The following is a 14,477-nucleotide window of genomic DNA, read 5'->3' as shown; positions in this document are numbered from 1 at the left end:
TGCCGCAGAGCGAATCGTGGACGGCATGCGAGGAACTTCGGGCAGCGACGCCACGAAACCACCGTCCGCCCCCATCGTGGTAGGCGTCGACGGCTCGGATTCCGCACTTGCTGCGGTCAGCTGGGCCGCAGCCGAATGCGCGCGGCACCACCTGGCGCTGCGGCTGGTGCACGGCTTCATGCTGCCCATGAGTGGGTATTCGGAGATGCTGATCACCGGTACCGAGGCACGCCACGCGATCGAGCAGCAGGCCCGCGGCCGGCTGACCGAGGCAGCCGCGGCCGCCCGTGCGACGGCGCCGGACGTGGAGATCTCGACCGAGGTGTTGTGTTGCGGCGCGGCGGGTCTGCTCATCGAGGAGTCGAAGAAGGCGCGGCTCGTCGTGGTCGGCTCGCGCGGGCTCGGCACGGTCACCGGCCTGCTCGTCGGCTCGACGGCGGTCGCGCTCGCTGCCCACGGCCACAGTCCGGTGGTCGTGGTGCGTGGCACGGCGGTACCCGGCGGCCCCGTCGTGGTGGGCGTGGACGGTTCACCGACGAGCGAGGCCGCGCTGGCGTTCGCGTTCGAAGCGGCCTCGGTGCGCGGCGCGGTTCTGATCGCGCTCATGACCTCGCAGGACTTCACCGTCGACAGCGCCTACAACGTCTCGCGCATCGCGATCGACTGGGGCCAGGTCGAGGAGGACGAACGCAGGCTGCTCGCGCAACGGCTCGCCGGGTGGCAGGAGAAGCTCCCCGACATCGAGGTGCGCCGGGTGGTGCTGCGTGATCGGCCGGCGCGGGTCCTGATGCGCTACGGAGCCGAGGCGCAGTTGCTGGTCGTGGGCAGTCACGGACACGGCGGCTTCGCGGGCATGCTGATCGGTTCGACCAGTCAGGCTCTCGTGCACCACGCCCCGTGCCCGCTGGCGATCGTCCGCACACCGAAGTGACTCAGGACCAACGTCACTTCGCAGGCGTGGCCTACCGCACTGCCGAAGCACCACCGCGAGGCAGACGCTCAGCACTATGAACGCAGCAGATGTGATGTCCAGTCCGGCGGTGTCGGTGAACCCGGTCACCACGGTCCGCGCGGCGGGCGCGGTGCTGGGCGACCACGGGTTTGCCGCTCTGCCGGTGGTGGACGACGAGGGCAGGCTGGTGGGCGTCGTCTCCGGTGCCGACCTGTTGCTGGCCGGAATGTCACCGGAGACCGCCAATTCGCCGGTCGCGCGAGTGATGCGCAGATCCGTGATCAGCGCACCCGTCACAGCTTCGCCCGCGGAGTTGACCGCGACCATGTTGTCGCAGCGGCTGCGATGCCTGCCGATCGTGACGGACGGGCAGGTGCTCGTCGGTGTGGTGAGCCGCAGCGATCTGTTGCGCATTCTCACGCCGGCGGACGCTGTGCTGGCGGCGCGGGTGGAAACGGCCCTGCGGGCGTACAGCGGCCGCCCGCGCTGGACGGTTTCGGTGCTGGACGGGGAAGTGAGCGTGTCAGGACCGTTCTCCGACCAGGCGGAACGCAAGGTGGTCGAAGCCCTCGTGCGCACAGTGCCCGGAGTCAGAGGGACTCAGGTGGTCTGCTGAAGGACGAAGGTCCTGAGGCGGTCAGGCCTCCGGCCACTGACCACTACGTGCTCATCCCGTGACGCTGAAGTACATGAGCGACAACGAACCTCGTCCGATCGTGGTCGGCGTCGACGGGTCCGCGGCTGGTGCGGCAGCACTTCGATGGGCCGTCACGGAGGCGCGTCAACACGACTGTCCTGTCGACGCCATCTCCGTGTGGCACATGGACTACAGCCTGATGATGGCGCCTGAGGCGACCGCTGTCGGACTGGACGCAGCGAGCATCGAGGCAGCCAACCGGTCCGTGCTCGACGCGGCCACGGCGGACGTCGGTGATGTGAACCTGCGCCGGATTCTCATCGAGGGCGATGTGAAGAAGCTGCTCGTCGAGATGTCCCAGGACGCACGGATGCTGGTGGTGGGCAACCGCGGCCACGGCGCGATGGCCGAGCTGTTTCTGGGCTCGGTGAGCGCCTACTGCGTGCATCACGCGAGCTGTCCCGTCGTGGTGGTCAAGGCGTCCTAACGGACGTTGTCGCGGCCGACCCGTTCCCGACTCGAGGACACGCTCTGGCAACCACTGGAGATCGAGATCTGTGCAGACGAGGAGCCACCACGACCATCGGGAACGCACCGATCGTCGTCGGCGTGAACGGAACGCCCGCCTCCGACGAGGCCCTGCGCTGGGCGATGGACGAGGCGACCCTCCGGAACTGCCGGCTGCACGTGGGGCACGCGTGGATCTCCGAACCGCTGGTCGACTGGAACGAGACAAGCGCGCGGAACGAGCTGAGCCTGTCGGAAACGCTGGTGGACGCTGCGGTGCGGGCCGCGCTGATCGGCCGGGTGCAGCCGCCGGAGATCGAGCCGCGCAGCCTGCGCGGTGACGCGGCCGAGGTACTGGAGGAGGCGTCCAAGGACGCGGCACTGCTGGTGGTCGCCTCGCCCACCGGACATCGACTGCGCCAGGTCGTGTTGGGCTCGACCAGCATGCACTGCGTGCGGCACTCGTCGGTGCCGGTGGTCGTGATCCCGGTGAACGAGCACTCGGCGAGCAACGAGACGTAGGGAGGCAACGATGACTACTGCCGCCACCGGCTATCCGGTGCACGTGCATGCGCGGCTCGACCCTGGACTGAGCCGGTGGTTGTGGATCGTGAAGTGGTTCCTTGCTATACCGCACTACCTGGTGCTGGCGTTCCTGTGGCTCGGGTTCGGGGTGTTCAGCCTGGTGGCGTTCTTCGGGATCCTGTTCACCGCCCGCTATCCACGCGTGCTGTTCGACTTCAACGTCGGTGTGCTGCGCTGGTCGTGGCGCGTCGCCTGTTACATCTACGGGGCGCTGGCGACCGACCGCTATCCGCCGTTCAGCCTTGGAGCGGAGCCGGACTACCCGGCGACGCTCGACATCGCTTACCCCGAGCACCTCTCTCGCGGACTGGTGCTGGTGAAGTGGTGGTTGCTCGCGATCCCGCACTACCTGATCGTCGGGTTCTTCGTCGGCGGCGGTAGCTATGTCGCTTATCAGACGGGGCAGACCGTCTACAACTCCGGCGGCGGCCTGGTCGGGTTGGTGGCGTTGTTCGCGGGCGTGGCGTTGCTGTTCACCGGCCGGTATCCGAAGGGGCTGTTCGACTTCGTGCTCGGCACGGACCGCTGGGCGTTGCGCGTGGCCGCCTACGCCGGGCTGATGACAGACACCTATCCACCGTTCCGGTTCGACTCGGGCGGCGACGAGCCGGGCACAACGACGATCGACCATGCGCCGGCCCCGCTCACTCCCGGGCATCGTGGCTGGACGCCGGGACGTGTCATCGCGGTCGTGATCGGTGCACTGCTGATGATGACCGGTGGCGCGGTCGGAGGTACTGGTGGGTTCGGGCTCTGGGCCGACTCGACACAACGCGATGCCGCCGGATTTCTGAGCACCAGCGCGGAGTCGTTCCACGGTGGGGGGTACGCGCTCGAGTTCGGCACACTGGAGCTGCGCTGGACCGACGAGGACTGGGTGCTCGCGGACGGCTGGCTCGGAGAGGTCCGGTTGAAGGCGGACGACGACGTGTTCATCGGCATCGGCAGAACGAACGACGTCATGCGCTATCTGTCCGGTGTGGAGCACGATGAGGTGAGCACGGCCGAATCGCGGGCGACGTACTCGCATCGCGACGGCGGCTCACCGGCCGATCCCGGTGTGCAGACGTTCTGGGCCGCGTCCGGTACCGGCGAGGTGACCTGGCGAGCCGAGCAGGGCAGCTGGACCGCGGTGGTGCTCAACGCCGATCGTTCACCGGTGGTCGACACCAGGCTCGCAGCGCAGGCCGAGGTGCCCGTGCTGCGACCGCTGTCGATCGGCCTGATCATCGGTGGTGGGGTGATGTTGTTGCTGGGCCTGGTGTTGATGCTGGTGGCCGCGCTGACGGCTGGTCAGTCCCGGCGCAACGGCACGACGACCTCGGTGAGGTAGTCGTCGGCGCTGGTCGCCGAGTCCGGCCCCGTGAGATAGAGCTCGCGCGGCGGACCTGCCTGGTGGAGGCCGTGCTCGTGGATCCAGGCGAACACGGCCTCGTAGGCGGCGGGGATGGTGTCGTAGCGGCCGCGGTGGAACGTCTGCGCCACCGGTCCCGGGGGCAGAACGACGACGTCGACCGGGCCGCGCGCCTCCGGCATACCCGAGATCGGCAGGTACAGGTCGAGCTCGAACTCGCCGTCGGTGAGAGGACCGGGATAGGCGAGCTGCGGTGGTCCTGCCGGTGTGACCGAGGAGGCCGTCGCGAACTCGTAGAGCTCCTCGAGACCCCGGCCGACGGTGCCGGCGATCTCGGCCGCCGCGGTGCGCACCCGCTGGTGGCAGGTGACGGTGGAGGCCAGTTCGGTGAGTGTCACTTGGTAGGTCATGAACCTGAGGATCGATCGCCGACGGCGAGCGGGGCAGAGTCCAACGTCTCCAGCAGCCGGGCCACTTGACGGGTGCGGCGGAATTGATGGGCGAAACGCCTGTGGTGAATCCAACGGAGGTGGTCAGGATGCGTGCTTTCGACGTGATGTCGTCGCCTGCGGTGACTGCGTCGCCACAGGCGACGGTCAAGGAGGCGGCAGCGCTCGTCGCGGAGCATGGCTTCGCCGCTTGCCGGTCGTCGGCGAGAACGACGAGCTGGTCGGCCTGGTGTCAGGGGAAAACCTGCTGCGCGAGCAGCTGCGGGCGAGGAGTTCGGCTAAGCGGGTCGCGGACGCGATGACCCGCGCGTTGTGGCAGTGGATGCCGACATGCCGGTCGGGGAGGTTGCCCGGCTGTTACTCGGCCACCACTACCGGTCGCTGCCCGTCGTGATGGGCGGTGCGGCCACCGTGCTGGGAACCTTCCACGACCTCGGGGAAGAACTGACCGCGACCGCCCTGGCGGCATCCGTGCCAGGGGTGCGTTCCGTCGTGGTGCAGCCGTGCGCACCCTCGGCTTGACGCGTGCCTGTCAGAAGATGATCTCGCAGTTGGACAGTGATTCGAAGCGCGAATCGCAGCGGTCGGCCTGACCTGGGCCGCCGTCGCCGACGTCCAGACCGGCCGGGTCGGTGAGCGTGTCGTTGCCCGCGTCGCCGTTGACGATGTCGTTTCCGGCGCCACCGTCGAGATCGTCGACGCCCGCCCCACCGTTGAGGCGGTCGTTGCCGTTGTTCCCGTTCATCCGGTCCGCGCCGTTCTGGCCGTTCAGCGTGTCGGCGCCGTCGCCACCACTGACGGAGTCCGCGCCCGCTCCCGCGTTGACGGTGTCGTCGCCCGCACCGGCTTCGATGTTGTCGGCCGCCGCACCGCCGTTGAGAGCGTCGTTCCCGTCACCGCCGTCGAGACGGTCGGGACCCTCACCGCCGAGGAGCGTGTCACCACCCGCTTCGCCGTTGAGGGTGTCGGCGCCCGCTTCTCCAGCGGCCCAGTCGTTTCCGTTGCCGCCGAAGAACTCGTCGGCGCCCGCTCCGAGACAGGCCGTGTCGTTTCCGCCGAGACCGAACACGACGTCGTCGCCGCCGAGCGTGACGAACACGTCCGCACCGTTCGTGCCGAACAACACGTCGTCGCCGTTCGTCCCGACCTGCGTCGCGGCCAGTCCGTTGCAGGTCTGCGGTGGCTGAGCCGTCGCGATGCCAGTCGGACAGAGCACCAGACCCGCCGTCACTAGGAGAGCGGACATCACTGATCTTCGATTGTCATTCATGTCAGCAGTCTGTTGCCGCGAAGGGTGGTGGCCCAAGGGGCCAAAACTCATCGGGTCCGGCGCAACCACGTGCTGCCCAGACTGGTGGCGAGCAGCACCGCACCTGCCACGAGGAGCAGCACGCCACCGCCCACCGCGCCGTCGGTGAGGTCCCACACCACCTCGGGCACGTCCGCGGTCGTCGCGACCACTCCCGCCACGAGCAGAATCGTCGAGCTCACAACTAAGTAGGTGACGAAGCAGATGAACGCTAGGCAGGCGGTGGGCGCGTAGCAGACCGCGGCATCGCCGCTCAACGGTTGCTGCGCACCGAACAGAGCCGTCGCGGCGCCCAACGGGGAGCGCGAGCTGCTTCGGCCTCAGGACGTCCACAAGGGACAGGAACATGCCTGCCACCCCGAGCGCGAACAACGCGGCACCACCGAGGAGCGCATTGGTGGGATCCAGCTCACCGATCCACGCGAGGACCGCGCAGATCGCCGCGGTGCCCGCGGTGAAGGTGGCCGTCACTGCGGCGAGTGAGAAAAGCGTGCTCACCGCACGCCGGCGACGCTGTGCGACGGTTCGCACGCGGGACAAGCCGCCAGCCGCCACGACGGCGGTGACCGGAACCTCCATCACGGCGTGACCCTTGTCGTTCTTGATGATCAGACGCCGGACGTTGCCCTCGTGGATGAGTTACCTGGCCTTGTCGACGACCACCTCGCCGCGCAGGCGGGTCTCCGCCTTGTGTTCGATGGAAATGGTTGTCCCCCTTCCACGACCACGATGTTCCTTGGCGCGTTCACGGATCAGTGGCCTTCGGTCCCGTGCGGAAGGGTCGTCGGCCACTGCCATCCCGATGATGTCACGCTGAGATGGTCGACGACGGCGCGAAGGTCACCGCCTTCCCGCAGCACGAGGCGTTGCCTTGTCGCACCGCCACCATGTCTTCTCAGCCAGGCCAGGCGATGCTCCACGAACCCGAGATCGCCGACGTCACGCAGCGCGTCGTGCACATGCGACACCAAGCGGTCGACCAGGTCCCATCCCGTGCATGCTCGGCCCGTCACCGCGTCGAGGCACCGGCCCTCCAGCCCGACCATGGCGGCTCGGGCACACGCGGCACGAATGATCGCGTCGGGAGGGCTTTCCCTTGGCGTGAAGACCAGTGCGGTGCCAACGAGTGCTCGGGTGAGCGCCGCCTGCAGCAGCGCCTCCTCGACGGTCGTCGCGACGTCTGCGACCCGTACTTCGACTGTGGGGACGTGTTGTGATGGGCGGACGTAGTAGTAGACCATTCCGGCATCGGCGATGACGCCGGCGTCGACCAGCCGCCCGACCAGGTCGTCGTAGTGGGCCGCGCTGTGGAACCGCGGAGGCACACCGCACACCGGCCAGCGCGACCAGACGGTCGTCCGCCAGCTTGCGTGCCCGGTGTCCCTGCCGTCGAAGAACGGTGAGTTCGCTCCGAGGGCGAGAAGCGCCGGAAGCCACGGCCGGATGTGGTTACTCACTTGGACCGCGTGGTCGGCATCTGGCACGCCGACGTGCACGTGACATCCGCATACACCCTGGTCCTCCGCGAGTGCGCCATATTCCGCTGCCATGAGCTGATAGCGCTGCTTGCCGGTCACGGGGGGAGGGCCTGGCCGACCCAGCGGAGGCGTGCCGGTCGTGATCAGCAGGGCGCCGTGGTCGCGGGCAGCGCCGGCCAGCACCCGGCGGCCCCGGTCGAGTTCCTGCCCCAGTGACGCCAGGTCGGTGCACACCGGTGAGGCGAACTCGGCCTGGGCGGTAGAGAACTCGCGATGAAAGTCCACATCGGACAGCGCGCGAACCATCGCGGCGCCGACGAACTGCGGGCGCCTGCTGACGGCGTCGACGACGAGGTACTCCTCCTCGACCCCCATCGAGAGCGCGGCGATCATGCGCTGGGCCGGGCGGACGAAGTGAGGAGGCGGCCTGCCTGGGCACGATAGCCGAACCTCATGCCGTCACCTCGTGACGGCTGATCGGTACACCCCAGGCCAGTTCGAGCGCCCAAGCCACGTCATCCGGGCCGATGACGCCGGCGAGGTGCCGTTCGCGCAGTACCAGCACGACATCACGGCCCTGCCCGGGCGATGTTCTGGCGAGCACGTCGAGCAGCGGCTCGTCGGGGGACGCGACCGGTACCCCGGCCAGCGCGCGGCACACGTCGCTGACTCTGGTGGTGAGAGGGTCACGTACCCGGACGAGTTCGGCGAGGCTGATGACTCCGGCGACTGCGCCGTCGAACGACACCACCGGGAACACCTGCCTGTGCGGACCGGAAGTGAGGCTGTGCAGGAACGTCCGCACAGTCCACCACCCCGGTGCGATCGGCGGATCCGGGGTCATGACGTCACGCGCGAGCACGCTGCCGAGACGGTGCCGCACCTCGTTCGCGGACTGCTCGGTGGTACTGCTGACCACGAGATACGCGCCGAGCAGCATCAGCCAGAGGCCGGACACCGCGCCGGCGAGCACCTGCGTCAGTCCGAACGCAGCCAGTGCGACACCGAACGCGCGGCCCGCGACGGCTGCCACTTTCGTGCCGCGGTGCTCGTCGCCGGTGCGCCACCACACCGCGGCCGCCAGCAGTCGGCCGCCGTCCAGGGGCGCGGCCGGCACCGAGTTGAACGCGGCCAGCACGCCGTTGGTGATCGCCAGCCACAGGACGGGGGAGACAACGAGCGCAGGCGCATCCCATGCGGCGAGAGCGGCTCCAGTGGCACCGGCGACCACCGCGAGGCCCGCGCTGGCAGCCGGACCTGCGACGGCGATCAGGAACTCCGCCCTCGGACTGCGAGGGGAGGACGAAAGTCGCGACACGCCGCCGAGCAACCACAGATCGATGCGTTCGACACCAACACCGAGCCGTTGCGCGACCAAGGCGTGCGCGAGCTCGTGGGCCAGCAGCGACAACATGAAAATCAGCGCCGCGAGCACGCCGACGATCCAGTTGACGACCGCCGAGTGGCCCGGAGCCGCCTGCGGCAGCACGGACACCACGACGACCTGGGCGATCACCAGCACCGCGACGACCGTCGACCAGTGGGCGCCGACTCCGACCCCACGTACGCGCCCGAGCGGAATTGAAGCCAATCCGGTGTTCATATGCCCAGCGTCCCGACCTGGCCCGCTACCGAAGCAGAGACCGAGGTCCGCCGTCTCTGCGGCAATGGTCCCGGATCACTGCCCACCTTGTGTTCTGCGTCACGTCCGTGGCGAAGAACAGGCTCACCTCAGTTGCCGGAAACGCACTGGAAGGGGAGCGAAATGACCACCAAGGGTTACACGGCGCGCCACAGGGCCATGCTGCAGGCCATCGCGGACGGACGCGGCGAGCTGGCGTGCGGACGCGCTCCGAGCCTGAGCGTCGACGGCCTGTGGTGCGACTTCACCGCCACGATCGAGCTGTTCACCGGTGGTCTGTTCCGCCCGGTCCGTGAAGCGGCTGCCGGCGCACTTGCACCGGCCGTGCTCACGACGTTCGGTGCCCAGGTCCTCCGCTCGCTTTTGGCGGTGTGACATCACGAGGCGAACGAGGATCCTGAAAGGTGCGATCGTAGTGGGGCTAGTCGTCACGCCGGCCATCTTGCGCGGTGGCACCAGGACGGAACCGGCCGCGACGGCGAAGAAGCTGCAGAGCGTCCAGGTCGAGAGTTCCAGCTTCGGCAGTGCCGCGCTGGGCGGAACTCGACACCACGCTGCGGCAGATCCCGACGGTCAAGTCCACTGTGTACTCGTTCGACGGTGACGTCGCGGCGTTCTTCGAGTGGCTGCAGCATCCTCCGCCGGCACAGGGCGAACCTGAAGGCGGTGTCGCCGAGTCACCTGCTATCCGCCGAGCCCGGACGACGTCTCGAAGCCGATCACCACGTTGCCGATGATCGTGTCGTTGCGGCATGCGGGAGGCCGCTGGTCGGTCACCGGCACCCGTGCTGCGGTCGTCCAGGTGGACGTGCCGAAGTGCGATGACGTGCTGCGGTCACCGGTCACCGGTCACCGGTCACCGTGAGCGGCAGGGCGCACGTGTTCGAGGGCAACGTCACTGTACGGGTGCTCGCCTACAAGGGCGTGGCGGAGATCGGCCGTGGGTTCGTCACCGGAGGCGGTGATGAGCTGTGCGCCTTCACCGGGCAGGTCACCTTTGCTCAGCCGACCGGTGGCAGCGGCTGGGTTCTGTTCCAGGAGAGGTCCGCTGCGAACGGGGGAGGTCGTGCTCACCGCGGCGGTACGGGTGGCGTTCGCGAGTGAGGTGCAGCCGTCGGCGACGGTGCAGGGCTGGCGGCGCGCCTCAACTGCACGAGGACAGGTCATTTGTGACGTACGGAGGGTCGTTCGGTTGTAGGTACCGGTCTTGCGGAAGGGAATGAAATGTTGGCACGAAAAGGTTCCAAGGCTCTATTCGCACTTGTCTTCGCCGGCTGTCTCGCAGTCGGGGTCGCCCCCGTCGTTCACGCGGATGGCGGCGATCCGGCGACGGCTGTCCAAAGATTTAGGGTCGGTGGCTTTCCGACCGAGATCGTCAATGCCCGCGACGGTCATATTTGGTTCACGGATCCGGCCAGCAACATGATCCGCCGCATCGAATCCCGGGGCCGAGTGCAGAGCTTCGTCGTGCCGACCCCGAATTCCTACCCGCACGGCATCACCGCGGGTCCGGACGGCCGAATCTGGTTCACGGAGTTCGTGGCAGGAAAGATCGGCTCAGTCGATGCTCGCGGACACTTCCGCGAGTACGCACTTCCCCAGTCGAACAGTTCACCGAGTGGGATCACTCTCGGCCCCGATCACAACCTGTGGTTCGCCGAGAGCGACGGAAACCGGATCGGCCGGATGGACCGGTTCGGCCGCCTTCTCGCCGAGTACCCGGTGCCGACACCGGGCAGCCATCCGAGTGGAATCACGACCGGCCCTGACCGCAATCTGTGGTTCACCGAACGGTCCGGCAACAACGCAGGTCGGATCACGACCGCGGGAGAGATCACCGAGTTCCCGACCCAGAACGCACCACCCGGATCGAACGTGTCGGGGCCAGCGGACATCGTCGCCGGACCGGACGGAAACCTCTGGGTCACGCTGCAGGATTCTCCTTGGGGCTCGATCATGCGAATCACACCGGCAGGGGACACCACCGAGTTCCCGGTTCGTAACCAGCCCGGTGCGCCCATGCCGACCGGTATCTGCGTTGGGCCGGACGGAGCGCTCTGGTTCGTCGAGCAGTACTACAACGTGCTCGGGCGCATCACGACCCGCGGCGAAGTCACGGAGTTTCCGTTCGTTGACCCCGGCACGCCGGGGTCCATCACCGCCGGACCCGGTAGAAGCCTGTGGTTCACGGACCACACGAGGGGCGAGATCGGCCGGGTGCGGATCGCACCGCGTGTGGGTTGACAGGCCCAACAGGGTCCGCGGGTGCCGAGCCCACTTGATCCTTCACGATCCGGCACGTTCCCAGGCGTAGACGCAGTGTGCAACTGGCAGGGCCACGGTCGACCGGGCAGCGGATGGCAGCCGTGGCCAGGGAGCTGATGCGGCGGGTCAGCCGGTCGTGCCATGCGGTCGAGGACCAGCACAGACGCGTTGGTGCGCTTCGCTGCGTGGACGGCTCACGCCAGGGCAGACTTCGCGGTGGGTGTCAGGCCCACCGGCTGTGATGCGGGACTGGCGTTCATGAGGTCGCCTTGGTTCGCGCGGTCTTGCGCCGCCGCTTCGACTTGCGACCACCTGCGCTGGTCACAGCATGCAGCAGGCCGATGCCGGCGACGAAGCCGAAGTCGTACCAGTTACCGATGTTGCGCACCTCGTAGATGTTCACGTTGTCGGTGAACAGCGAGATGAAGAACGTGACGGGGTAGATCAGCCCGTGCCACAGGCCTTTCCAGAACCCCGCGACCTGTGCAGAGTCCACATGGGACACGACGTTCGGACCGGCAGCGCACGACGTCACGACGAGCGCCACAGCCACGAGGAACAGCCACCGCGTCAAGGTCATCGCGACTGGGCCTTCGCCCTGATGATGTGCAGCACCACGAAGAGCGCGGCGATGGCGACGGTGCCCGCGGTGACGACCAGCCAGTTCACGTCGACCACTGGCTCCCACCGGTCCTTGCCATCGCTGATCACCGTACGCGCCGGCTGGCTCGGCGTTGAGGCCGAAGCCGCCGTCTTCACCTTCCTGGCCCTTTTCGCAAGGCTCGGCGTAGACCTTCCTCGCTTCGAGCGAGTTCTTGGTCCTGGCAATCAGTTCGTCGATCTTCATCTCTGCTCCTGGGGTGTTGTTCTCCTGTCAGCGTCGGACCGGTGTGAGATGGCGAGACAGTGACAGCAGGGCTCAGCCCTCGCCGAATCGGTCGGTGGAAGCAGGGTCGTGCACCGCCCTGCACGTCAGTCGGGATTGGCCTCCACCAGGACGTGCTCGGCGTGGCTGGACTCACACCGTGGTGCGAACTGGCCGGCGAGGAGCGGGAAGGGAAAGGACGCCTCGGTGTTCCACCTGAACGGGTCGATGCGCCACGAGTACGGGGCAAGGCGCGTGGTGGAGTGCGGCCCTGGTCACCGCACCACACGAGCGGGTCTCGCCGGGCCCGACGACGATCAGGTCGGTGTCGGTGCAACGGCTGATCGCCTCGTGCGGCTGTCTGCGCACGAGGACGGCGGTGTGCGGGAACCCGGCGAGCAACTCGGCAGAGCGCTCCAGGACCCAGCTGTGGTCCTCGTCCAAGTCTTCGCGCACCACGGACATCGGCGCGGCGTGCAGCACTCGTAGGGTGGCGCCTCGGCTCTGGGCGAAGACCACGGCACGAGCGAGGACACCCGCGTCGTCCGGGCCTCCACTGACCAGCGCGGTAACGCGTCCGTGCATTCCGTGCCGCGCGTCCGGCGTGCCGCGCACCACCACCGCGTCGCAATCCGCGGCGCACACGACGTACAGGACGTGGTTGCCGAGGCCGAGCGGAGAGCCGGTCCTGCCTTGATAACCGACCACCACGAGTTGGGCGTGGAAGGCGTCCTCCGGCCAATGCGTCTCAACCTCGGCTTCGACGAGCTTCGCGTGGGAGGCGGCCCACTGCACGGCCTCCGCGGTCCACGGGGAGCCGTCTGCGATCACCACGACAGGTTCCATACGTCCACGGTCGCCCTGTACGGCTGCGGTACCCAGAGCGAAGGGTGACCACCTGAGCGGGACGAAAGTCCTGCAACTACTGGGCCTCGTGCCGCTGTGCCCGCTGGTGACCGGAGAAGGACGGTGTGGTCTCCAGCACGAGGAGGCTGAACGATGAGCACGCTGACTTTCCTCGGTGGCACCGGCACGGTCACCGGAAGCAAGTTCCTGTTCGACACCGGCAGCTCGCAGGTGTTGGTGGACTGCGGTCTGTTCCAGGGGCTGGCACCGTTGCGGCGGCGGAACTGGCAGCGGCCTCCGCTCGATCTGGACCGGCTGGACGCGGTCGTGCTCACCCACGCGCACTTGGACCACTGCGGTTACTTGCCGGTGCTGGTGCGGCACGGATGGCGCGGGCCGGTGTTCACCACCGAGGGCACCGCGAACCTGGCCGGGATCGTGCTGACCGACAGCGCGCACCTGATGATGGAGGAGGCCAGTCAGGCCAACGAGTCGGGCTGGTCCAAACACCGGCCCGCCCTGCCGCTGTACGACACGGACGACGCGGAGCGCACCATCAGGCTGTTCCGTCCGATCGAATTCGAGGTGGCACGCTCCATCGCTGATGGCGTCGACCTCGAACTCGGCCGTGCCGGGCACATTCTCGGCTCGGCATGGGCGCACTTGACGCTCGGCGACCGCAGCGTCGTCGTGAGCGGTGATCTGGGCAGGCCGGCGCACCGGGTGCTGCTACCTCCCCAGCCGAGGCCCGCTTGCGACGCGTTGCTGATCGAGTCGACCTACGGCGACCGCCCGCACGACGATGCCGCAGCCACCGCGCTGTTCGCCGATACCATCCGGCGCACGGCCGCGCGGGGCGGCAGCGTGCTGGTCCCCGCGTTCGCGGTGGATCGCACCGAGGTGATCCTGGTCGAACTGGCCAAGCTGGTGCGCGCGGGTGAGATTCCCGACCTCCCCGTGTTCGTCGACAGCCCGATGGCGCTGGCGTCACTGCGGGTCTACCGGCAGGCGGTCGCCAAGAGCTGGCCGGAAATCCGCCCCGAACTCGTGAACGGCGAGGACGCGTTCGACCCAGGTCACCTGGCGGAGCTCCACACGGCCTCCCAATCGATGCAGGCCAACGATCCCAGGAAGCCGTCGATCATCATCTCCGCGTCCGGCATGGCCACCGGCGGCCGGGTTCTGCACCACCTGAAGCACATGCTGCCCAACCAGAAGCACACGATCCTCATCGTCGGCTACGCGGCGGTGGGCACACGGGCTCGCTCGCTCGTCGACGGAGCCCGCGAGATCAAGATCCACGGCCGGTACGTACCGGTGAAGGCCGAGGTGCAGGTGCTCGACGCGTTCAGCGCCCATGCAGACGCCGGCGAACTGCTGGCGTGGGCGGCCACTGGACCTGCTCCGGCCACGACCTATGTCGTACACGGTGAACCGGAGAGTGCCACGACCCTGGCAGACCGGCTGAACGCCGAGCACGGGTGGACCGCCGTGGTGCCGAGGGACGGCGAGCGAGTCCTGGTGTGATCCTTATCAAGGAAGATCAAGGCAATGATCGGCTGCGCAGCCGCGCCGTGTCGGCCAGAGC

At 68.0% G+C, this 14,477-nt stretch carries 18 protein-coding genes and 1 pseudogene; 10 read left to right on the top strand and 9 right to left on the bottom strand.

Annotated features, from left to right (window positions below; translation table 11 throughout):
• The first annotated feature begins 25 nt into the window (after positions 1–25).
• The 5 genes from SK854_RS04970 (at position 26) to SK854_RS04950 (ending at position 4,014) form a co-directional block, all read left to right on the top strand.
• On the top strand, positions 26–931 hold the full coding sequence (locus SK854_RS04970) for a universal stress protein (RefSeq protein WP_319973780.1): 906 nt from the start codon (positions 26–28) through the stop codon (positions 929–931).
• A gap of 76 nt (positions 932–1,007) precedes the next feature.
• Positions 1,008–1,568 carry a CBS domain-containing protein gene (locus tag SK854_RS04965; protein ID WP_319973779.1) on the top strand — a complete coding sequence of 187 codons (561 nt, stop codon included), beginning with the start codon at positions 1,008–1,010 and terminating at the stop codon, positions 1,566–1,568.
• 73 nt (positions 1,569–1,641) lie between these two features.
• Positions 1,642–2,076: a universal stress protein gene (locus SK854_RS04960; protein WP_319973778.1), complete on the top strand. Its 435-nt coding sequence runs from the start codon at positions 1,642–1,644 to the stop codon at positions 2,074–2,076.
• 44 nt (positions 2,077–2,120) lie between these two features.
• Positions 2,121–2,618: a universal stress protein gene (locus tag SK854_RS04955; protein ID WP_319973843.1), complete on the top strand. Its 498-nt coding sequence runs from the start codon at positions 2,121–2,123 to the stop codon at positions 2,616–2,618.
• Between the two features lie 10 nt (positions 2,619–2,628).
• Complete coding sequence (locus SK854_RS04950) at positions 2,629–4,014, top strand: DUF4389 domain-containing protein (protein ID WP_319973777.1); 1,386 nt, start codon at positions 2,629–2,631, stop codon at positions 4,012–4,014.
• Here SK854_RS04950 and SK854_RS04945 read toward each other — a convergent pair.
• On the bottom strand, positions 3,975–4,445 hold the full coding sequence (locus SK854_RS04945; RefSeq protein ID WP_319973776.1) for a GyrI-like domain-containing protein: 471 nt from the start codon (positions 4,443–4,445) through the stop codon (positions 3,975–3,977). The two genes, SK854_RS04950 and SK854_RS04945, sit on opposite strands and share 40 nt — an antisense overlap.
• Before the next feature lie 351 nt (positions 4,446–4,796).
• On the opposite strand from SK854_RS04945, the gene SK854_RS04940 reads away from it, so the two are divergent.
• Positions 4,797–5,006, top strand: coding sequence for a CBS domain-containing protein (locus tag SK854_RS04940; RefSeq protein WP_319973775.1), 210 nt, complete (start codon positions 4,797–4,799; stop codon positions 5,004–5,006).
• A 10-nt stretch (positions 5,007–5,016) separates the two neighbouring features.
• On the opposite strand, the gene SK854_RS04935 is transcribed toward SK854_RS04940, so the two are convergent.
• The 5 genes and pseudogenes from SK854_RS04935 to SK854_RS04920 all read right to left on the bottom strand — a co-directional run bounded on the left by SK854_RS04935 (position 5,017) and on the right by SK854_RS04920 (position 8,874).
• Positions 5,017–5,730, bottom strand: coding sequence for a calcium-binding protein (locus SK854_RS04935; protein ID WP_319973774.1), 714 nt, complete (start codon positions 5,728–5,730; stop codon positions 5,017–5,019).
• Between the two features lie 71 nt (positions 5,731–5,801).
• Positions 5,802–5,975, bottom strand: coding sequence for a hypothetical protein (locus SK854_RS04930; protein ID WP_319973773.1), 174 nt, complete (start codon positions 5,973–5,975; stop codon positions 5,802–5,804).
• A 364-nt stretch (positions 5,976–6,339) separates the two neighbouring features.
• Positions 6,340–6,429: pseudogene (locus SK854_RS48195) on the bottom strand (DUF4342 domain-containing protein); the annotation flags it as partial.
• 116 nt (positions 6,430–6,545) lie between these two features.
• A complete protein-coding gene (locus tag SK854_RS04925) occupies positions 6,546–7,664 on the bottom strand; it encodes a carboxylate-amine ligase (protein ID WP_319973772.1) in 1,119 nt (372 codons plus the stop codon).
• Between the two features lie 58 nt (positions 7,665–7,722).
• Positions 7,723–8,874, bottom strand: coding sequence for a site-2 protease family protein (locus tag SK854_RS04920; protein WP_319973771.1), 1,152 nt, complete (start codon positions 8,872–8,874; stop codon positions 7,723–7,725).
• A gap of 162 nt (positions 8,875–9,036) precedes the next feature.
• Between SK854_RS04920 and SK854_RS04915 the strand changes: the two genes are divergently transcribed.
• Entirely contained in the window at positions 9,037–9,288 is a 252-nt protein-coding gene (locus tag SK854_RS04915) for a hypothetical protein (protein ID WP_319973770.1), read from the top strand.
• 309 nt (positions 9,289–9,597) lie between these two features.
• On the opposite strand, the gene SK854_RS04910 is transcribed toward SK854_RS04915, so the two are convergent.
• The gene (locus tag SK854_RS04910) at positions 9,598–9,759 is read right to left on the bottom strand and encodes a hypothetical protein (RefSeq protein ID WP_319973769.1); all 162 of its coding nucleotides are present in this window, start codon (positions 9,757–9,759) and stop codon (positions 9,598–9,600) included.
• Positions 9,760–9,774: 15 nt separating this feature from the next.
• Here SK854_RS04910 and SK854_RS04905 point away from each other — a divergent pair, with 15 nt between their 5' ends.
• The gene (locus tag SK854_RS04905; protein WP_319973768.1) at positions 9,775–10,017 is read left to right on the top strand and encodes a Gmad2 immunoglobulin-like domain-containing protein; all 243 of its coding nucleotides are present in this window, start codon (positions 9,775–9,777) and stop codon (positions 10,015–10,017) included.
• A 120-nt stretch (positions 10,018–10,137) separates the two neighbouring features.
• Entirely contained in the window at positions 10,138–11,157 is a 1,020-nt protein-coding gene (locus tag SK854_RS04900) for a Vgb family protein (protein ID WP_319973767.1), read from the top strand.
• A 277-nt stretch (positions 11,158–11,434) separates the two neighbouring features.
• Here SK854_RS04900 and SK854_RS04895 read toward each other — a convergent pair whose 3' ends face one another.
• Positions 11,435–12,025: a hypothetical protein gene (locus SK854_RS04895; RefSeq protein ID WP_319973766.1), complete on the bottom strand. Its 591-nt coding sequence runs from the start codon at positions 12,023–12,025 to the stop codon at positions 11,435–11,437.
• Between the two features lie 171 nt (positions 12,026–12,196).
• Positions 12,197–12,889, bottom strand: coding sequence for a universal stress protein (locus tag SK854_RS04890; protein ID WP_319973765.1), 693 nt, complete (start codon positions 12,887–12,889; stop codon positions 12,197–12,199).
• Positions 12,890–13,042: 153 nt separating this feature from the next.
• Here SK854_RS04890 and SK854_RS04885 point away from each other — a divergent pair, with 153 nt between their 5' ends.
• Positions 13,043–14,416: an MBL fold metallo-hydrolase RNA specificity domain-containing protein gene (locus SK854_RS04885; protein ID WP_319973764.1), complete on the top strand. Its 1,374-nt coding sequence runs from the start codon at positions 13,043–13,045 to the stop codon at positions 14,414–14,416.
• Positions 14,417–14,477: the final 61 nt, after the last annotated feature.

Source organism: Lentzea sokolovensis, from assembly GCF_033949975.1.
GTDB classification, from domain to species: Bacteria; Actinomycetota; Actinomycetes; order Mycobacteriales; family Pseudonocardiaceae; genus Lentzea; species Lentzea sokolovensis.
Note: the sequence above shows the minus strand (reverse complement) of the source record. Positions and strands in the feature narration are given on the sequence as shown.

What these genes read in the sequence shown, in the direction of transcription:
- SK854_RS04970 (WP_319973780.1), top strand. Translation starts at nt 26, where the DNA reads ATGCGAGGAACTTCGGGCAGCGACGCCACGAAACCACCGTCCGCCCCC.
- SK854_RS04965 (WP_319973779.1), top strand. Translation starts at nt 1,008, where the DNA reads ATGAACGCAGCAGATGTGATGTCCAGTCCGGCGGTGTCGGTGAACCCG.
- SK854_RS04885 (WP_319973764.1), top strand. Translation starts at nt 13,043, where the DNA reads ATGAGCACGCTGACTTTCCTCGGTGGCACCGGCACGGTCACCGGAAGC.
- SK854_RS04945 (WP_319973776.1), bottom strand. Translation starts at nt 4,445, where the DNA reads ATGACCTACCAAGTGACACTCACCGAACTGGCCTCCACCGTCACCTGC.
- SK854_RS04935 (WP_319973774.1), bottom strand. Translation starts at nt 5,730, where the DNA reads ATGTCCGCTCTCCTAGTGACGGCGGGTCTGGTGCTCTGTCCGACTGGC.
- SK854_RS04925 (WP_319973772.1), bottom strand. Translation starts at nt 7,664, where the DNA reads ATGATCGCCGCGCTCTCGATGGGGGTCGAGGAGGAGTACCTCGTCGTC.
- SK854_RS04920 (WP_319973771.1), bottom strand. Translation starts at nt 8,874, where the DNA reads ATGAACACCGGATTGGCTTCAATTCCGCTCGGGCGCGTACGTGGGGTC.
- SK854_RS04950 (WP_319973777.1), top strand. Translation starts at nt 2,629, where the DNA reads ATGACTACTGCCGCCACCGGCTATCCGGTGCACGTGCATGCGCGGCTC.
- SK854_RS04960 (WP_319973778.1), top strand. Translation starts at nt 1,642, where the DNA reads ATGAGCGACAACGAACCTCGTCCGATCGTGGTCGGCGTCGACGGGTCC.
- SK854_RS04900 (WP_319973767.1), top strand. Translation starts at nt 10,138, where the DNA reads ATGTTGGCACGAAAAGGTTCCAAGGCTCTATTCGCACTTGTCTTCGCC.
- SK854_RS04915 (WP_319973770.1), top strand. Translation starts at nt 9,037, where the DNA reads ATGACCACCAAGGGTTACACGGCGCGCCACAGGGCCATGCTGCAGGCC.
- SK854_RS04895 (WP_319973766.1), bottom strand. Translation starts at nt 12,025, where the DNA reads ATGAAGATCGACGAACTGATTGCCAGGACCAAGAACTCGCTCGAAGCG.
- SK854_RS04890 (WP_319973765.1), bottom strand. Translation starts at nt 12,889, where the DNA reads ATGGAACCTGTCGTGGTGATCGCAGACGGCTCCCCGTGGACCGCGGAG.